The sequence below is a fragment of the Kitasatospora sp. NPDC048296 genome, from assembly GCF_043201815.1.
Taxonomy (GTDB): domain Bacteria; phylum Actinomycetota; class Actinomycetes; order Streptomycetales; family Streptomycetaceae; genus Kitasatospora.
In genome coordinates this window covers 1-17,462 of sequence record NZ_JBICZB010000110.1, presented here as the reverse complement: position 1 = coordinate 17,462, position 17,462 = coordinate 1, and the positions used below count along the sequence as shown (strand labels likewise).

At 69.7% G+C, this 17,462-nt stretch carries 17 protein-coding genes; 8 read left to right on the top strand and 9 right to left on the bottom strand.

What is annotated here, in order from left to right; all coding sequences use genetic code 11:
• The first annotated feature begins 111 nt into the window (after positions 1-111).
• Positions 112-1,527 (top strand): recombinase family protein, encoded by a 1,416-nt coding sequence (locus ACGF12_RS36000; protein WP_393040001.1) that lies wholly within the window; start codon positions 112-114, stop codon positions 1,525-1,527.
• A 52-nt stretch (positions 1,528-1,579) separates the two neighbouring features.
• Here the strand turns inward: ACGF12_RS36000 and ACGF12_RS35995 are convergent, their stop codons facing one another.
• The gene (locus ACGF12_RS35995) at positions 1,580-2,281 is read right to left on the bottom strand and encodes a hypothetical protein (RefSeq protein WP_393039998.1); all 702 of its coding nucleotides are present in this window, start codon (positions 2,279-2,281) and stop codon (positions 1,580-1,582) included.
• Between the two features lie 578 nt (positions 2,282-2,859).
• Entirely contained in the window at positions 2,860-3,417 is a 558-nt protein-coding gene (locus ACGF12_RS35990) for a helix-turn-helix domain-containing protein (RefSeq protein ID WP_393039995.1), read from the bottom strand.
• Between the two features lie 182 nt (positions 3,418-3,599).
• Between ACGF12_RS35990 and ACGF12_RS35985 the strand changes: the two genes are divergently transcribed.
• The 3 genes from ACGF12_RS35985 (at position 3,600) to ACGF12_RS35975 (ending at position 7,403) form a co-directional block, all read left to right on the top strand.
• A complete protein-coding gene (locus tag ACGF12_RS35985; protein ID WP_393039992.1) occupies positions 3,600-4,622 on the top strand; it encodes a DUF2637 domain-containing protein in 1,023 nt (340 codons plus the stop codon).
• Between the two features lie 208 nt (positions 4,623-4,830).
• Complete coding sequence (locus tag ACGF12_RS35980) at positions 4,831-5,628, top strand: plasmid mobilization protein (RefSeq protein ID WP_393039990.1); 798 nt, start codon at positions 4,831-4,833, stop codon at positions 5,626-5,628.
• Positions 5,625-7,403, top strand: coding sequence for a relaxase/mobilization nuclease domain-containing protein (locus tag ACGF12_RS35975; RefSeq protein ID WP_393039987.1), 1,779 nt, complete (start codon positions 5,625-5,627; stop codon positions 7,401-7,403). Before ACGF12_RS35980 ends, ACGF12_RS35975 begins: the two co-directional genes overlap by 4 nt.
• 305 nt (positions 7,404-7,708) lie before the next feature.
• Here the strand turns inward: ACGF12_RS35975 and ACGF12_RS35970 are convergent, their stop codons facing one another.
• From ACGF12_RS35970 to ACGF12_RS35955, 4 genes are all read right to left on the bottom strand, one after another.
• Positions 7,709-8,143 carry a hypothetical protein gene (locus ACGF12_RS35970; RefSeq protein WP_393039984.1) on the bottom strand — a complete coding sequence of 145 codons (435 nt, stop codon included), beginning with the start codon at positions 8,141-8,143 and terminating at the stop codon, positions 7,709-7,711.
• A 193-nt stretch (positions 8,144-8,336) separates the two neighbouring features.
• On the bottom strand, positions 8,337-8,762 hold the full coding sequence (locus ACGF12_RS35965; RefSeq protein ID WP_393039981.1) for a hypothetical protein: 426 nt from the start codon (positions 8,760-8,762) through the stop codon (positions 8,337-8,339).
• A gap of 123 nt (positions 8,763-8,885) precedes the next feature.
• On the bottom strand, positions 8,886-9,401 hold the full coding sequence (locus tag ACGF12_RS35960; RefSeq protein WP_393039979.1) for a DinB family protein: 516 nt from the start codon (positions 9,399-9,401) through the stop codon (positions 8,886-8,888).
• A gap of 17 nt (positions 9,402-9,418) precedes the next feature.
• Complete coding sequence (locus tag ACGF12_RS35955) at positions 9,419-10,705, bottom strand: MFS transporter (RefSeq protein WP_393039976.1); 1,287 nt, start codon at positions 10,703-10,705, stop codon at positions 9,419-9,421.
• A 174-nt stretch (positions 10,706-10,879) separates the two neighbouring features.
• Between ACGF12_RS35955 and ACGF12_RS35950 the strand changes: the two genes are divergently transcribed.
• The 3 genes from ACGF12_RS35950 to ACGF12_RS35940 all read left to right on the top strand — a co-directional run bounded on the left by ACGF12_RS35950 (position 10,880) and on the right by ACGF12_RS35940 (position 13,805).
• The gene (locus ACGF12_RS35950) at positions 10,880-11,914 is read left to right on the top strand and encodes an ArsR/SmtB family transcription factor (RefSeq protein WP_393039974.1); all 1,035 of its coding nucleotides are present in this window, start codon (positions 10,880-10,882) and stop codon (positions 11,912-11,914) included.
• A 5-nt stretch (positions 11,915-11,919) separates the two neighbouring features.
• A complete protein-coding gene (locus ACGF12_RS35945; protein ID WP_393039971.1) occupies positions 11,920-12,141 on the top strand; it encodes an e9imm peptide in 222 nt (73 codons plus the stop codon).
• 704 nt (positions 12,142-12,845) lie between these two features.
• Positions 12,846-13,805, top strand: coding sequence for a hypothetical protein (locus tag ACGF12_RS35940; RefSeq protein WP_393039968.1), 960 nt, complete (start codon positions 12,846-12,848; stop codon positions 13,803-13,805).
• A 38-nt stretch (positions 13,806-13,843) separates the two neighbouring features.
• On the opposite strand, the gene ACGF12_RS35935 is transcribed toward ACGF12_RS35940, so the two are convergent.
• The 3 genes from ACGF12_RS35935 to ACGF12_RS35925 all read right to left on the bottom strand — a co-directional run bounded on the left by ACGF12_RS35935 (position 13,844) and on the right by ACGF12_RS35925 (position 16,950).
• Entirely contained in the window at positions 13,844-15,010 is a 1,167-nt protein-coding gene (locus tag ACGF12_RS35935; RefSeq protein ID WP_393039965.1) for a damage-control phosphatase ARMT1 family protein, read from the bottom strand.
• Between the two features lie 186 nt (positions 15,011-15,196).
• A complete protein-coding gene (locus ACGF12_RS35930; protein WP_393039961.1) occupies positions 15,197-16,135 on the bottom strand; it encodes an SUMF1/EgtB/PvdO family nonheme iron enzyme in 939 nt (312 codons plus the stop codon).
• A 41-nt stretch (positions 16,136-16,176) separates the two neighbouring features.
• Positions 16,177-16,950 (bottom strand): aminotransferase class IV family protein, encoded by a 774-nt coding sequence (locus ACGF12_RS35925; RefSeq protein WP_393039958.1) that lies wholly within the window; start codon positions 16,948-16,950, stop codon positions 16,177-16,179.
• Positions 16,951-17,200: 250 nt separating this feature from the next.
• Between ACGF12_RS35925 and ACGF12_RS35920 the strand changes: the two genes are divergently transcribed.
• Positions 17,201-17,419, top strand: a complete 219-nt coding sequence (locus ACGF12_RS35920) for an ATP-binding protein (RefSeq protein WP_393039955.1) — start codon at positions 17,201-17,203, stop codon at positions 17,417-17,419.
• The last annotated feature ends 43 nt before the right edge of the window (positions 17,420-17,462 follow it).

Genomic DNA, 17,462 nt, shown 5'->3' with positions numbered 1-17,462 from the left:
GCACAACCGACAACGACTGAACACGACCAACGAGACCACTCAGTGGCCCACGATTGAACCGTCCAGACTGGCACCAGATTGGGCCGCCGCCGACACACCATCGTCAGCGTGATGGAGGGCGTCTTCGCGCCCAAGGACAACATGGCGCTGATCTACCTGATCATGCGCCTCGACGCCGCCCACCAGGAGTCGCAGAACAAGAGCCAGGCCGTACGGGACGTGAAGGCCGCACAGCGTGATGCGGGGAGTTGGCTCGGTGGTGCCCCGACCTACGGGCTGCGCGCGGAGAAGGAGATCCACGGCAAGCTCGCCGTCTACCGGCTCTGCCACGAGGACGATGAGGCGAAGAACCTCCGCGAGATCTGGGCAACGATCAAGGTCCACATGGACGAGCCCATCAAGCCCGGCAAGAAGCACCCTGGCTCGCTCTCGGGCATCTGTGCCGACATGAACGAGCGTGGCGTCCCGACCCGGGGCCGCCGCAAGGGAAAGGAACGGGCCGACTCGCAGTGGGCGACCCGGACGCTCAAGGGCATCCTGATGAACCCCGCCATCGCAGGCATGAGCTACGAGACGATCTACAAGGTGAAGGAGGACGGTACGCGGACGAAGACCGTCGAGGGCTACCGGATCAACCGGGACGACGAAGGCCGTCCGATCATGATCTGCGAGCCGATCATCCCGCCGTCCGAGTGGTACGAGCTGCAGGACTGGCTCGCTGGGCGGGGGCGTGGCCAGGGGCTGTCCCGAGGCACCTCCGTGCTGGCGAGCCTGAAGAACACCGACAAGGAAGCCGTCCTCACCTGCGAGTGCACGCGTCCGATGACCAGCCTGAACGCGGCGACCACGGACCCGAAGGTCAAGCCGGTCTACCGCTGCACCCGGGCTCCGGGAGCCGCTGCCGAGGACGAGCACGAGGGTGGCAACGCCATCATGCTGAAGCACCTGGACGAGCACGTGGCTCGACGGATCTTCGCGCTCATCCGGGCCGCCGAGGACGATCCTGAGGTGCTGCCGGTCATCGCCGAGGCCACGAGGACCTTCGCGCGCTCGATGGAGAGCCCGGAAGCGGCGGCCGAACGAACCAAGCTGGTGGCCGAACGGGCAGACGCGACAAGGGCGCTGACCGAGCTGTACGACGACTTCGACGCCAACGTCTACAGCGGCAGGATGGGTCGAGACCGCTTCCTGGCCAAGAAGGCGAAGATCGAGTCGCGCCTCGATGCCGCGGAGGTCCGGCTGGGCGACCTGCGCGAGCCGGAGGACGTGGTTCTGCCACTCTCGGAGTGGTTGCCGGCCGACCCGGACATCGATCCGGTGGGGGAGGAGTCGTGGTGGTACGGCGCTGATCTCAACGCTCGCCGCAGCTTCGTCAGCCTCTTCGTCCGGCGCATCGTGATCACGAAGGCGGAGAGCCGGTGGGGCCACTCGCGGACGGCGGCGTACGACGTCGAGCCGCGCGTGAAGCTGGACTGGGTCCGGCGGAGCGACGACGGTGACGATGCCTCGGAGGACGGGGCGGAGTAACCGCTCATAACGACGAGAAGGGGGCAGCCCGTCACGGGCTGCCCCCTTCTCGTCAGCCCCAGGGACCGAGGACCGTGAGGACCGGCATGCGATAGGCGAGGTGGGACCCGCCGCCGATGGGGACGTCCACGCGCTGGATGGCCAGCTCGCAGAGCGCCTCGCCGCCAGTGGCGTCGAGAGCGGCCCGTACAGCTGGCAAGGACTCGGCGAACTTCCAGGAGGCGGACTGGAAGCGGAACATGCCGAGGCCCGGAAGCTGCGCGAGGCGAAAGTCGACCGTCACGCTTGGGTGCGGGCCACGTCCGGCCTTGGCCAGCGCCCTACGGTCAGCCATCGACCGAGGGCATCCGCAGGGGGAGCCGGCCGCTGTGGGCGGGGAGAGGAAGGTGCTCCCGTTGCAGTGGTGGACGAGTCGGCCTTGGCCCCACAGCCGCATGTCGGTGGTGATCGCCTCGGCGTTGGTGATAATCCGCATCGTCGGGGTGCGGGTCATCACCTCGATCTCGCCGTCCGTCGCAGCGGCAGTGCGCGGATGGGCCAGCTCGAAGTGGTCAGCGACGGCCACCGCGACCGGGAGCTGGGAGGTTGTCACTCGCCAGGCGGCGAGTGACTCGGGCCGGTTGTCCACGCGCCGGCCGAGGTGGAGCCGCCCGACTGGTTGGGCGACCGCCGAGGGGGATTGGGCACTCGCCGCGCTGGTGAGTATCGCGGCGGTGGGGTTGGGGGACTTCCGCGCGAGGGCGGTGACGGGCATGGGTCTCCTGTCCGGCGGTTGGCTCCCTGTGCGCGGGCAGCGTGAGGGAGCCGATGGCGGTGTGGGCGGTGTTGGGGGTGGTGTTCGCTCCAGATCGGGAGCGGCGAGACGCGCCGGTTGCTGGGCGGCGTCGTGAAGCCGGGCCACGCGCCAGACGGCGGGGCGGGCGGCGGAGAAGCTGCGTCGCGGAGCGGGGCAGGGCGGAAGCCTGCGTGCGCGGGCGGCAGCTGGGGAAGACCGTCAGATCGGTCTGGGCATTCCGGCAGTGAACGCCGGAGCCGGAGGTGTGCGCCGGGGCGGTGCCGACGCGATCACCGCACGGGGCGTGGTGGTGCGGTGGTGAGCGGTGATCGGCACGGGGTTCCTTTCTTCCTCGATGGCTGGCAGGTGGTGGCCCTGCAGCGTGGCTGATGGGTGGTGGACGGGCGGGCGCGGTGGCGGTGGCCGCGCCGGTGGACGGTAGCTCCAAATTCCGGCCGCGCCAAGCGGCGCGCCCGTGGTGCAGGGGGTGCACTGTAGGCGGGGTTGGGCGCTTTGCGAAGAACGATCATGGTCGTGCTTCGGGAACGGCCGGCGGGCTACGCCTGCGGTGTGGTGTCTGATGGCTGGTCGGCCTGCTTGAAGGTCGGGTAGCGCAGGAAGACCATGGGGCTTTCGCGGAGCGGGCCGCGGCGGCGGTTCTCCTCGGCGATGGCGCGGGCGATGCGGTCGTTCAGCTCCTCGGCGTGCTGGGGGAACATCGCGCAGTACTGGTCGACCGCCTTGAACGCCTCGCTGGTGCTCATCATGAGGTCGAGCAGGAAGCGGTACCGGGCGACGACCTCGCTGGTGAGCTGGGCGATGTGCTTGTTGGAGGAGGACTCGGGCGGGCCGAGGAACTCCTCCAGGGGCAGGCCGAAGACCTTGGCGAAGCCGATCGCCTCGTCGAGGTTGATCCGGCGGCGGGGCTCGCCGTTCTCGATCCGCCACACGGAGGACTGGTTCATCGGGTACCCGGCGGCGGTCATCCGTTTGGCCAGTTCACCGGTGCTCCACCCCCGGTACTCGCGCTCCAGGCGGACGCGTTCGGTGGCGTGCTCCTCGCTGAGCGCGGGAGCCGCCGGGGAGCCTCCTGGCTGGCCTGCCTTGTTGGACATTCGATTCACCTCGCATCAGTCTTTGATCGTTCTTGCATTCGAGCTGGCAGGCATGGTACGTTCCTCCGCCGCGAATGGCAAATCCATTCGAAACGCATCGCCGCCTAGCTTCGGAGCGCACCACGACCACCGCCACACCGATACTTCCCGCCCACGCCGCGCCCCGCGTCCGGGCCACCCGCGTGACCTTCTGGGACCGCCTCGTCGTCGCCCTGATCGGCGCGGCCGGGTTCGCCCTGTCCTTCGACGCCCTGCAGCAGATGGCCGTCGCCATCCACGTGCGCGGCCCGCTGACCTACGTCTTCCCGTTCACCATCGACGGGTTCATCGCCTACGGCGTGCGCGCCCTGCTCGTCCTGCGCACTGCACCGTTGGCGGCCCGCGTATACGCCTGGTTCCTGTTCGCCGGCGCGACCGCCGCCAGCGTATGGGCCAACGCCCTGCACGCCGTGCGCCTCAACCACCTGCTCGACCACATCGGCGGGCTGAGGCTCGGTGACAGCGTCGTCGGCGCGCTGTCCACCCTCTCGCCGCTCGCCCTCGGCGGCGCCGTCCACCTCTACATCCTCATCGCCCGCCACGCCCCCACCCTGCCAACCACGGGGACCGGACCGTCCGGCGCGACTTCCGCCGACCGCATGGCCCCTGTCTCCACCGAGCCGGACGGTCCGAGCGGTCCGGATGGTCCGGTCCGGTCGGCGGTCCCAGCTCGCGCGGACCATGGTCCGTCCACCGCGAGCGGCAGCGGTCCGTCCGGTGGGACTTCTGCCGACCCAGCACGGTCCACGTTCGTCGAGCCGGACGGTCCGGACGGTCCGGCCTCCGGTGCGGAGCCCGCAGGCGCCGTCCAGCGCTGGTCCGGTGACGCCCACCCCGGTCCGGACCAGGACGGGTCGGCAGAACTCCCCGTCCCAAGTCCGCGGACCGGGGACCACGTTCCGCAGGTGAGCGAGGAACAGATTCCTGCGGGTGATGACGGTCCGGCTCGGCGGACCGGGCGGCCTCCGGGTGCCTCGATGGACCAGCTTCTGGAGGCCAGCCGTCCCGCGGTCCGGGCGCACGGCCGTCCCAGCCGTCCGGTCGTCGAGCGGGCGGTCCGCGAGGCCAACCTGCCGCTCGGCAGTACCCGGTTCACGGTCCTGATGGACGAACTCCGCAAGGAGTTCCCGGCGGACCAAGCCCGCCAGCATCCGCTGACCGACTGACCCGGCCATGGTGACCGACCGGGTCAGTCGCTCGGTCGGTCACCAGACTTCTGCCGATGCGCAGAAGTCCCTCACCCACCGGTCCCGTCCGCGGTCACTGCCCGACCCGGACGGGACCGGCCTCTCGCCAGGCGCGGTCCCGGACCGTCCCGCCGCCCCGCGACCGCGCCCCCTTCTACCCGCGAAGTCCGGCACCGCCAAGCCGGACTTGGCCCGGACACTGCACACCCCGACCCCACCACCCCTGGAGCGCGCCCTGACCGACACCCGACCCACGCCGCACGATCACTCGACCGGTTCTGTAACCTCGCTGGACCGCAACGGAGTTGACCACCCCCACGCCAACAGCGGAGCAAGCGAGTGGCTGCGTCCGTCCTACGGACGGTCGCAGCCGGAAGCCCCCACCCAGGAGGGCGAGGGCCGGCCGGTGATGCCGCGCGCGAGGGCGCACGCGGCATCACCGGCCCAGCACCGCGAGGGCGCGGCACTGGGGGAGGAGAAGCCCGACACATCCGCCGCGCCATCTGCCGCTGCCAACGCGCAGACCGCCGCGCCGCGTCCTCTGCGCGCTACCGAGATCGCCGCGAAGCGCCGAAAGCCCAAGCGCCGTACGCGCGACGCCGCGAACCTGAAGAACGACAAGATCACGGTCCGGTTCAACCCTGAGGAGGCCGCAGCGCTCCGCCAGCGCGCCGGCGAACTGGGCATCTCCGTCTCCGCCTACATCGCCCGCAAGGCCCTGGCCGAAGACGGCGCCATCGCCGGCTCCCGCGACGAGCAGCTGGACGCAGCGATCGACGAGCTGGCCGCCACCCGTCCGCAGCTGGCGGGCATCGGTCGGAACATCAACCAGATCGCGCACCTGGGCCACATGGGCATCGCCCAGGAACCCGGTCCGGCCCGCGACGCCTTCATCGCCGGGACTGTGCTCGCCAACGCGGTGCGCGAAGCGGTGGCGGACATCGACCGTACAGGGATGCGGCTGGCAAAGGCCGGCAGCCGGTGATCAGCAAGCCGATCCGCGGCGGTAACACCCTGGGTGCGCTGAAGTACCTGTACGGGCCGGGCAAGGCGAACGAGCACACCGACGCGCACATCGTCGCGTCCTGGGACGGCTTCGCGCCGGACCCGGGGCGCGACCCGGAGGCGACCCTGGAGCAGCTGCGGGACGCTCTCGACCTCCACGTCGTCCGCTACCGGGCGAAGCGGAAGATCGACAAGCACGTCTACCACCGCCCGGTTCGCGCAGACCCTGGCGACCGCATCCTGACCGACGAGGAGTGGGGCGACATCGCCCGTCGGCTCGTGGCCGCCGCCGGCATCGCCCCGGATGGTGACGAGGACGGCTGCCGCTGGGTGGCCGTCCGCCACGCCGACGACCACATCCACATCCTGGCCACGATGATCCGCGGCGACCTCATCCAGGCCAACATCCGCAAGGACCAGTACCGCGTCGAAGACGAACTCACCAAGATCGAGCGCCAGTACGGCCTTACCGACCTCTCCGACACCCGCACCCGCGAATACCGGGACGCGATCCCCAAGCGCGCCACGGGGAAGGAACTGCACAAGGCCCAACGCCTCGGGCGGGAGGGCACCGACCGCGACCGCCTGCGCACTGCCGTGCGCCAGGCACTGGCCGGAGCCGCCAGCGAGGAGGAGTTCGCCGCCCGGCTCGCCGCGAAGGGCGTCCTGTTCGGCGTGCGCCGGGCGCCGTCCGGCGACGTGACCGGCTACAAGTTCGCCCTCCCCGCCGGCGACGAGAGCGGGCCGGTCTGGTTCTCCGGCAGCAAGCTCGCCGCCGACCTCACCCAGCCCAAGATCCGGGCACGTTTCGGCCTCGGCGTCGACCAACCCGCATCCAGCCGACCAGGCGAGCGGGCGCGTCCGGCGGTGGGCCGGTACAGGGCCAGCACCACCATCGACCACACCGTTCGAGTCCTCGACGAGGACCTCGACGGCGGCCAGGCCGCCGCACTGGTCGACGGAGGCATCGAGGTCCTCGACACCCTCGCCCAGACCAGCCCCGTTCTGTCCAGGAAGGAACTCCACCAGGCCGCACGGGCGCTGGAGTACACCCGCGTCGCCCACACCCGCGCCGCTGACGCCGACCTGCGCGCGATGCGCTCCGCCGCCCGCGAACTCCTCTACGCCGGGCCCAGCACCGGCCGGGGCGAGGACGGCACGGCCGCCGCAACGATCCTGACCAGCCTCGTACTGCTCGCGATCGTGATCGCCAAGTGGCACGCCGCCCAAGGCCACCGGCACCAGGCCGACGCCGCCCGCGAGGCGGCCGGCCACCTTCGCGCTGCCTATGCCCGGCACGCCGCCAAGCCGATGGCAAACCTCGCTCTCGAAGGCCGGCTCATGCCAATGCCGGACCGCGACCGACAGGCCAACGCGGTCCGCCGTGTGCTGCCCGCCGACCAGGCCGCCCGCCTCCTCTCCGAGGACAACTGGGCAGCCCTCGCCGCCACCCTCGCCCAGGCCGAAGCAGCCGGCCACGACCCGACCACCCTGCTCGCCCACGCCGCCGGGCGGCGCGAACTCGCCACCGCCGACTCACCCGCAGCCGTCCTCACCTGGCGCATCCGTCGCGATGCCGGCCTCCCTGCCCCTGCCCCTGCCCCCGCGCCGTTCGCCACGCAGGACGACCTGCGCACCAGCGCAGCCCTATCCAGGAGCACCACCCGCCGCACTACCACCGCGGCGACCACAGCCGTACAGCCGCCCAGGCCACCGGCACCGCCCACGGCCGACACCAACCGCCCCCGACGGTAGTCGACCTGGCGACGGCGGGTGCGGGAGACCCTCTCGCACCCGCCTCCTCGGCGGCCTCGCACCCGAAGCACGCAACTCTCGTCCACCAGTTCATCGCCCTCGAAGCAGGACCCCGAGTACTACAGCAGCAGATCAACGGAGTCGTGATCGAGGTTGACCGGTTGCACTGCTGGAGGCAAGCCCTGCAGTCCTGTGGCCGGGCGAAGACCCTCGGATTCGGCTCCGCGAGATCGAAGTTGATCGATTGTGACCGCGCTGCTCGAATCTGCTGCTGCAGTACCGGCGTGCGCCTTGCGTGCGGCCTGTCAGCTTGTCGAGCGGGTCCAGTGCGATCCGATCCACATCGGCTCCGCAGGGCGCGGGCCCGGGCTGCTCCGGCCAGGAGCCCGAGAGGGCTGGACAGGCTGGACAGCCTGGACGGCGAGCCGCGGATTGCGCTCCGCGCGGAGCAGAAGACCCCGGGCGTACGTCACATCCCGTACGGCCTTGCTGTGCTTCCGCAGGGCGGCATCAAGGTCGCGTCGGCGCTTGAATTCCTTCGCCCCGCTCTTGCGACGCTCCTCGGCCCTGAGCCTGGTCACGATTTGGGCGGTGTGCTTCTCGGCCTCGATGTGCCGGGCGAGGGAGACGAAGGCGTTCTGGGCAGCGACATTGCGCCGATACGTCTTCGCGGCGCGCTCCTCGGCCTGGCGGATCCGTTGGCGGCCAGCCTTGTTGAGGCAGCTGTCGGGTATGTGCACAGTCGGGGTCCCCTCCCTCTGGTCAACGGGCAGACCGTATCGGAGCGAGCGGCTGGCCGGTACTGCAGCAGCAGATTCGAGCAGCGCGGTCACAATCGATCAACTTCGATCTCGCAGACCCGAATCCGAGGGTCTACGCCCGACCACAGGACCGCCGGGCTTTGCCTTCAGCGATGCAAGCGGTCAACCTCGATCACGACTCCGTTGATCTGCTGCTGTAGTACGAGGAAGCAGACCAGGGCTGACGCCACAGGCGACGACAGACCACCGAGACGAGGCTTTCCTCGGAAAATCCGCAGCGCTTTTCCGAGGAAAGCCGCCCCGGATTTCCCGAGGAAACCACCCCAGCGCGCCACCAACTGACCTGCGAGGCAATCATGGTGTTGATCTGATGTCTTCTTCGACGTCCGGGAACCGTTCGGCCGCCGGTCGTCTTGTGGTGCTTGCAACCGACACCGAAGGGCACCGCATGACCAACCCGGCTGGCACCGACCACAACTCCCACCACCGCAACGTCGTCCTCGCCGTCCCCCACCCCGAACCCCTCAGCCCGCGCGGCATTACCATCACCTGCGCCGCGTGCAACGCCGCCCGCGACTGGCTCCTGATCCATGTCCAACCCGACATGGTCTTCGTCCGATGCCGTTGCACCGCTGAGTTCCGTGTACGTTCCCCGTGTTGCAGCAGGTCGTGTTGCTTGGCCTGCCGGAGCAAGCTACCCGCTGCCCCACATTCGGAGAGCTCACCAGCCGCGGGCGCCGTCGGTTAGCTCGCGCAGCAGGTCGGCGTGCCCGGCATGGCGGTGGGTCTCAGCCACCAAGTGGGTCATGGCCCAGCGCAGCGTGTAGTCGCTGTCGGTCTGGGCGCCGGTGGAGTCCAGGTCCAGTGCGGCGATGATCTCGTCGCTGGTGGCGCATGCCTCGCGGTAGCGGGTCACCAGATCCGCCCGTCCGGTGTCGGCGGTGTGCCAGTCGCCGTCGGGATCTTCGGGGCCGAACGGCATCGGGACGTTGCCGCCGCCGAGCCGATTGGCGAACCAGTCGTACTCGACACAGGTCAGGTGGCTGAGGACGCCGCCGAGGGTGGTCGCGGATCCGACGTGCCGCCGGGCCAACTGCTCAGCGGTCAGCCCGTCGGTCTTGGCCACGACGGTCGCACGGGCGAACCGCAGGAAGGCCCAGAGCATCTCTTTCTCGTCCAGTTGGTGTGCCGGGATGCGACGGCCGGGCACTGGTGCGACCGGGACGTGGTGGGACATGGTGCTCTCTCTTCGTTTCAGCGGGCCGACAGCTTGGCCTCGACCTCGGCCAGGGCTTCGGGTGTGAAGGCCCGGACGAAGGGGACGATGACGATTGCGGCGGCAGCGGCGAACAGTGCGAACGTGATCCGATAGCCCACGGCCTGTCCGAGACCGCCAGCCACGGCCGCGCCCAGTGGCAGGGCGCCCCCGCTGAAGAGCCGGGACGCCGAGCTGTAGCGGCCCATCATGTCTGCCCCCACCAGGGCCTGGCTGATCGTGCGCGTGTTGACCACCCACAGCGTGCTGCCGAGGCCGCCGAGGAACGCCGCGGCGCCGCAGGCCCAGACGTTCGCGGCGACGGCGGGGACAGCCACCATCGAGGCCGCGGCGACGATGTTGGCGAACATGGCCCAACGACGGCCCAGCAGACGGTTGACCCGGCCTACGACGAGTGTCCCGATCAGCCCGCCGACGCCGAGCGCGCCGACCAGGGCACCGTACCCGGTGGGGCTCACCTTCCATGTCCTGGTCGCGACCAGTGGCATCAGCGCGAACCACGCGGCCCAGCAGAAGACCAGCGCGGCGACCGACAGCGAGAGCGTCCGGAGCAACTGCTGCCTCCACAGGAATCGCAGCCCCTCGCCGATCTGCCGGTTCACCGAGACCTGCGGCCGGTCGGCGGCGCGGGCGACCTTGAACCGGCCTACCAGCAGAGGTAGGACGGCCGTCGCCGCCAGGTAGCCGCCGGTGGACACGCCGAGGGCCAGGCTCGCGCTCACCGTCACCAGCACGCCGCCGACGAACGGCCCGACGAACTCATTGGACACCGTCTCCACGCCCGTCATCACCGCATTGACGCGCTCCCGCCGGGCCGGTGCGATGGCGCTCGGAACGAGTGCGGAGGCCGAGGTCAGCGCGATGACCTCCGCCACGCCGAGCACCACCGCGCCGGCATAGAGCAGCGGCAGGCCGATCGCATCGGCCTCCATGGCAGCCAGGACGGCGGCGATCGCGGCGACGCGCAGGCCGTTGGCCAGCCACAGCAGCCGGCGCCGGTCGGCACGGTCGACCAGGGCGCCGACGTGCAGGGCGACCAGCAGCCAGGGGAGGGTCATGGTGAACAGGACGCCCGAGACCAGCACCGGGGACTTCGTCAGCGAGCTGGCGATCAGCGGCAGGGCGACCTTGGTGACGCCGTCGGTCAGGTTCGTCACGGCGGTGAAGGCCACCAGCACCTGGGCGTTGCGTGCACTCGGATCGGCTGCCGACTGTTCCTCCCCGTCTCGGTCGACGGCGGCACGGGCCACCATCTGGTCCGGCATCACAACTCCTTGCGTTGTGCTTCGGTCGTGGGAGCCGCAAGACTCACACGTCGGCCTCGCGGCAGGCCAGCAGTTCGGTGCAACGCCGAACCATGGGCGGGTCGACGCCTTCGGATACCGTGGGCGGCGCCGTCGATCGAGGCCGTGACCAGCCGGACTAGGTGAGAGGGAAGCGTGTTGCGACTGAACCTGGTCGTGGAGGCCCAGGATCTGGGCCGTACCCGGATCGCGGTCTCGCCGTTGCAGAACCTGATCATCGGCTTCTGGGGTCACCAGCCCTCACGGGAAGCCCGCTTGTGGCAACGGACCGTCCGTCGGCACGTCCCACATGCCGCCGCGCCGCTGCTGGAGCTGATCAACTCGCATCCCTGGTACGTCCCGGACTTTCTCACCCCGCTCCTCCCGGCGGCGCACAACACCGCAGGAGCGTTGCTCGCCGCCGAACTGGACGCGTTGCGTTCTGCCACCGAGGCCCAGATCCGGGCTGACCTTCGGTACGTCGACGCGCTGCCCGGCGTGCCCAGCAGCGTGCTGGAACTGCGCGAGGGAGCCGGGCGCCACCTGGCCCGCCTTGTCGACGCGGCCCACTCTCTGTTCCGCTCCTGCCTGGCCGAGGACTGGCCGGGAATCGAGCAGCGGCTTCGCACCGACATCGCCCACCGCGGGGCCCAGATGGCCTCCTCCGGCTCGGGGGTCGTGCTGACCGGCCTGAGCAGCAGGCTCACCTGGCGCGACAACAACACCCTGACCGTCGCGCTCGACGGCTGCCGCCGACGACAGGGCCCCCAGGAATCGACCGTCAGCCTGTCCGGCCATGGGCTGGTCCTGATGCCCAGCCCATTCGCCGGCGCCGACTCGATCATCATCACTGGGTCAGTGACCGCCTCCCGGCAGGCCGTCATCGCCTACCGCGCCGCCTCCTCACCCCCGGCCGCTCACGAGCGCGACGCCCTCACGGCACTCGTCGGTCGCGGACGGGCTCGCGCGCTACGCGCCGTCCAGGGGACCGCCACCACCACCGACCTCGCCCGCCGCCTCGGAGTAGGCAAATCCACTGCATCCGAGCACGCAGCCGCTCTGCGCGCCGCAGGCCTGGTCACCACACACCGCACCGGCCGCAACGTACGCCACACCACCACCGATCTCGCCCGCCGCCTGCTGACCGACAACGCGTCAGAACCTGCTGGCCCCCTCCCATGGAGGGGGTGAGCCCCATGGCGATGAGCCGCGAGGAAGCCGCCGCGTTCGTGCAGCGGATCATGGACGCGGACTACTTCAGCGATGACGAGGTGGACGGCTGGCTGGATCAGCTCGACAAGTCCCTGAGCTGTCCGACTGGCTACGTCAGCGGCCTGATCTTCTGGCCAAAGGGATCCGAGCTCTCAGCCGAGGAAGTAGTAGATCAAGCGCTGGCCTACCGGCCGTTCGCGCTGTGACTCCGCGCTGCCACACGCGGGAGACGCTGCTCTGGGCTGGCTGCTGATCAACGGCAGCGAGTGCTCATGCAACACACACGGACTGGGCACGGAACACGAGTGGCGGGAACACGGCCTGGAAACCGCCGACGTCACCGCCGCTCGAGGCGCCACGGAGGACGAGCAGGTCTGGGCGTCCTTCGACGAGATGTACCGGGGCCTCGGGTTCGACGGGCTGTTCCGGTACGCCTACCTCGACTAACGACCACCTGCCCAGCGCCGTTGTTCACTGAGTGAACAGGCGCGCTGTTCACTCAGTGAACGGGCACCTTGTTCACCGAGTGAACAGCTCGTTCAGAAACTGAACTACCGCACCGTTCAGACTCTGAACAAGAGTGCTGTTCAGAAACTGAACAGGAAGGGCAGATTTACCGAGTAAAACCGAGAGGCTTTCCTCGGCAAAGCAGGCTGTCCTTTACCCCGTAAAACGCTCCGGTGTCCTTACAGCCGGACCGCGCGATGGCGGGCGGCGGGAACGCCAACTTGGTTCCCAACCCTGCCGCTTGGAGAACAGGTGAGACCGGATCGAGTGTGATGGTGATCGCTCGACGATCGCGTCGATCTTCGAGCGGTCCTGTGCTACGTTCCGTGGTCCAACCGAAAATAGGCGACCCCGGCGGTGCTGGTAACACCCCGGGGTCCGGCAACAGGAGTACGACCTCCCGATGCGTATCCATCGTAGCGCCCACGTGCGCAACTTCACCGTGCTGCCCAACTGCCTGCTGCAGTACCGGCAGCTGTCCTACACCGCCCGCGGGCTGCTCGCGGACCTTCTCTCCCGCCCGGACGGCTGGCGTGAGGACGGCCGGCACATGGCCGACACCAGCCCGCAGGGGCGCGGCGCGATCCGCAAGGCCCTGAAGGAGCTGGCCGACGCGGGCTTCTACCGGGTCGAGAAGATCCGCATGCCGGACGGCACGATCATCACCGAGACCCACGTTTACGACACCCCGCAGCTGGCGCTGCCGGGTGCCACCTGTCCGGTCTCCGGTGAAGCGACCACCGGCGGTGCTGACGCCCTTGTAAAGAACCCGGATCAAGAAACCTCCCTCCCCGCCGTGCAGGCCAGCGAGCCGGTTCTCGCCGACGAGCCGCAGGCGAGGACGGGAGGGCGGGCGGAAGACCCCGAGGAGGAGGTCGACGAGCAGCCCGTGGCGGCGCCGGACGAGCAGGTCCGCGAGGCGGTCGCCACGCTGTTTCGGGTGATCCGCCCCGAGCGGCGCCTCCGAGTCGGCCAGGCCGAAGCCGAGGAACTCGCACCCCTCGTCGCGCAGTGGCTGGAGCGCGGCGCGACCCAAGCCGACCTCGCCCAGGCGCTGCTGCCAGGCCTGCCCGTCCCGATGCACTCGGCGGTCGCGGTGCTCCGCTACCGCCTGGAGCGCAAGATGCCACCCGTCCAGCCCGCCGTACAGCTTGCAGCGGCCCGGTACGCCGAGTGCGCCAAATGCCACGACCCAGTGCCCCAGCCGGGCATCTGCCGCCCCTGCGCAGGCCTCGGAGCTCGAGTGGCCACGGTCGGCGGCGAAGCGGCGGTAGCTCGTGTCGGTGCCGCGCGAGCTCGGGAGGCGATGCGCGCCGCGAAGGCCGCGTTGCAGATCAGTCCGGTCGCGATGGTTACCGGATAGGCCCTCGGACCGGCAGGGTTGTCCGGACTGATCTCCGGCTACGGACGGGCGTCGACCTGGATAACGGCGTGACGGCCATTGGTGCGCCACGGCGTCCCCATGCTGTCGAGGCGGGCGACGGTGGCGGCGTCGATGCCGACGATCACATCCGACTTCAGCGTCCGCAGGGCCGCGACGGACGACGGGAAGTAGCTCGCCGTCTCGGTGAACGAGGTAGTCGGCGGCCAGAGCTGGTCGCCGACCAGGCGGCGGTAGTTGAGGTCGCCCTTGAGGATCGTCAGCGCTGCACCCGCGAACTCCCCCCGAAGGCCGCTGGGCATGTCGTGGAACGACAGTGGCGCGCAGAAGAACGGGTGCGTGCGGACCACGAGCGCGCCGCTGTTCATCGCCTGCCACAGCCGACTGCCGGCCGCCTCGGCGGCCCGCGCAGGCGCGGTGCGCAGGCGTTCGACCGAGGCGAGGACGTCGGCCATCGTCGCGTCCGACACGTAGTACGGCTGCGGCTTCACGTACAGGACGACCTGCGCCGCCAGGCCGCCGGTCAGGAGGTGATCGATCAGCACGAGGTCTGGCAGCAGCTCCCGGCCAGCGTTGTCCGCGATGACACAGACCCGCCCGCCCTTCGCTCGTCCCAGCTCGGCCCAGAGCATCGCGCTGTCGTCGGCGACCAGGTCGGACTCGGTCAGGCCGCCGTCCTCCGCGGTGATCTGAAAGCTCAGGTCCGCGCGGTTGCCCCACAGCGCGGACAACAGGAGCGCGTTCGCCCGGCCGGTCGCCGACAGATCGTCGAGCTTGCTCAGCGCGGCCAGCTCGTCATCCACCGCCGCCCCGGCCAGCTCCGCGCTCTTGAACGGCGCGAACGGGTCGACGCCCTGCCACGCGCCGGGCCGGAAGTAGCCGATCGCGTCGAGCAGTCGGCGGTAGAAGTAGCTCTCCGCCCACAAGAACGGTGCCTGGCCCCAGGGCTTGCCCCACAGGCCCTCGCCCCACTCAAGCCACTGCGCGGCATCCGGAGCGTCCGCGCCCAGCGGCTCCAGGACGCCGGTGGTGCTTTCCACGAGCAACCGCCCGACCGCCGCCCGCTCGGCGGGACCGTACGGAAGTGCATCGAGTACCTGCTGGACGAGCTTCGGGTGGCGCTCGTGGAACACGCCCCAGGCGAAGGACCCGGGGACGTCGCTGCGGATCACGGGTGCGGTCGGCACGTGGGAACTCGTCTCTCTCGGCTTGGCGGGTAGTTGGGCTGTTGGCGTCTCATCGGCTGAGCCAATGAGACCGCCCAGTTGCAACCCTTCCAGGCCAACGGCGCTGCCGACCAGGACATGGCGCCCACCCCTACCACTCGGCAGCTATCGGCCGTCCGAACCGGAGCGGTGCCCCAATTGCCGCCGTCAAGCCGGGGCGCCGTCCACGAAGCAGCACCGGAAGCCGGTGTCGTCGTCGAACATGCTCGTGTCGGCGTCGTTGAAGGCAGACGGCGTCGCTCGCGCGAAGGGGCTCGTGAAGGCGCCGGCCTTGAGTTCGCGCCGTCCCGGCCCGGACTCGTCCGAACACCACTCCCAGGTGTTGCCGCACAGGTCGTAGACGCCGTACGCGCTGACGCCGCTGTGGAACCGGCTGACCGGCGTTGTCCGTCCGATGCCGCTCTCACGGCTGTTGCACTTGGCCGGGGTCAGCTGATCACCCCAGGGGTACAGGTCGCCGCGAGGTCCGCGGGCGGTCTTCTCCCATTGCCAGCTGGTCGGCAGGAGCTTGCCCGCCCAGAGCGCGTACGCGGCGGCGTCGTGCCAGGTGACGAACACCACGGGGTGGTCGAACAGGCTGTCTGGGCACTTCCCCTTGGGCCAGTGGCGGGGTGCCGGGTGCCCGGTGGCCGCGACGAAGCGGGAGAAGTCCGAGTTCGTGACCGGGAAGACGTCGATGTAGAAGTCCGGCAGCCAAATCGGCCTCTTCTCGGGGCCGGCGAGGTACACCCCAGCTTCGACGAGGGCCATCCGCTTGCCGTCGCCGGGGTGCGTGATCTGGTGTTGCCGGGGCAGCGCGTGTTCGGTCTCCGCGCGCTGGTCGGAGAGGACGGCGTCCGAGGTACCGGTCAACCGGACGAAGCGTTCGTGGACTTCGGGACCGGACGCGGCCAGCGACGTGTCCAGAGCAGCCTGGTTGACCGGCCGGGGCGTGATATCGGGGCCCCTCGACTCCCACTTCGACACCATGCGATCACTGATGCCGAGGTGAGCCGCGAACGCCTCGATGCTCATCCGCTTCGCCTTCCGAAGCGCCTTGACCTCGACACCGGTCCATACCTCTACGGTCGCCAACGCGGCCCCCACCCCACATCCATTGCGCCCAGCGGTCCCCTCGCCGGGGGCAACTAGAGTAGATCGGCTGGCACTTCGGCGTACTCCTTGCGGAGTTGTTCGATCACGGGGTGTGTGTCCGGGAAGGCCACGCCGTCGACGGCGTTGATTGCCCGGACGCCGATGCCGATGTTGGTGGCGAAGGCGGCGTCGAAGTTGGTGAGGTCGCTCAGCCGTACGGTCGCGGTCGACGACGGGTGGGCCTGCCGCAGCAGTTCCATCGTGGTGCCGACCAGGCACTCGGCGTCCGGCCAGACGACCTGATCTCCCCTGACGAAGCCGACGTTCCAGGTCCCGCCCTCGGAGATCACGGAGTCGGCGTCAGTGAAGAGTGCGTCGTCGAAGCCGGACCGCTGGGCGTTGCGCCGGTGGCGGAGCGAGCCGAAGAGGCCGACGCTCTTCACGGCCGGCATGTCGCGGGTGTAGACCACGGACTGGACGCGCATGGCAGGAAGGGGCAGTGGCCCGGCCGGCCGGGTGGTCACCAGAACGTGCGGGTGGGCGTCGTTCCCGACGTGTCCGAGGTCGAGGGCGGGATCGAAGACCGTCACCCTGATCACGCAGTCCCCGGAGGACGGCACGGCGCGGCGGGCGAAGTCCCGGACACGGTCGAGGTCGAGGTCAGTGTCGAAGACGGCGCGGCAGTCACGGGCCAGGCGCGCCAGGTGGAGGGAGAGGCCGCGCACGTGGCCGTCCTCCACACGGATCGAGGTGAAGTGCCCGTAATTCGTCAGGGCAAGGGCCTGGAGGTGGTCCAGGCTGATCGGGCTACCGTTCAGTTCCGCCATGGCGCCAAGCATGGCACCGGCCCCCAAGGGACGAGGCGCGGTTCCGGCCAGCCGGGCGCCGAAGTTCGGTGAAAGTTCAGGGCCGGGGCAGTGCCAGGACGTACCGGCATGGTCACCTTCGGCGGCAGCCTAGTCACGCAACGTTGGCTTCCCGGCTGGACAGTTCAAGGTCTGCACCCCTCGAACGGGGTGGGCGAGAACCGCACGGCGAGCCTTCACCCCAAGCAGCTCCCGACCTGGGAGGACCTCCGTGTCACAAGCACGCACCGGTTTCAGCCAGTTGGCGCTGGCCGACACCCCGAACGCCGTCGCGTGGGCCCGGCGACACACCGCTGACGTGCTCCGCAGTTGGCGAGTTCCGCCCGACACCATCGAGACAGCCAAACTCATCGTGTCCGAGCTGGTCACCAACGCCATCCTGAAGTTCCCCCCTGATCTTGGACAGCGGTTGCTTACGCTGCGGGGGTGAAGTCGCGCTGCAGTCTGGCTCGGGTTTCGAGTGGGGTGAGGTA

Excerpts from the sequence above, each read along its gene's own strand:
- ACGF12_RS36000 (WP_393040001.1), top strand. The coding sequence starts at position 112 with ATGGAGGGCGTCTTCGCGCCCAAGGACAACATGGCGCTGATCTACCTG.
- ACGF12_RS35995 (WP_393039998.1), bottom strand. The coding sequence starts at position 2,281 with ATGCCCGTCACCGCCCTCGCGCGGAAGTCCCCCAACCCCACCGCCGCG.
- ACGF12_RS35990 (WP_393039995.1), bottom strand. The coding sequence starts at position 3,417 with ATGTCCAACAAGGCAGGCCAGCCAGGAGGCTCCCCGGCGGCTCCCGCG.
- ACGF12_RS35960 (WP_393039979.1), bottom strand. The coding sequence starts at position 9,401 with ATGTCCCACCACGTCCCGGTCGCACCAGTGCCCGGCCGTCGCATCCCG.
- ACGF12_RS35955 (WP_393039976.1), bottom strand. The coding sequence starts at position 10,705 with ATGCCGGACCAGATGGTGGCCCGTGCCGCCGTCGACCGAGACGGGGAG.
- ACGF12_RS35945 (WP_393039971.1), top strand. The coding sequence starts at position 11,920 with ATGGCGATGAGCCGCGAGGAAGCCGCCGCGTTCGTGCAGCGGATCATG.
- ACGF12_RS35940 (WP_393039968.1), top strand. The coding sequence starts at position 12,846 with ATGCGTATCCATCGTAGCGCCCACGTGCGCAACTTCACCGTGCTGCCC.
- ACGF12_RS35925 (WP_393039958.1), bottom strand. The coding sequence starts at position 16,950 with ATGGCGGAACTGAACGGTAGCCCGATCAGCCTGGACCACCTCCAGGCC.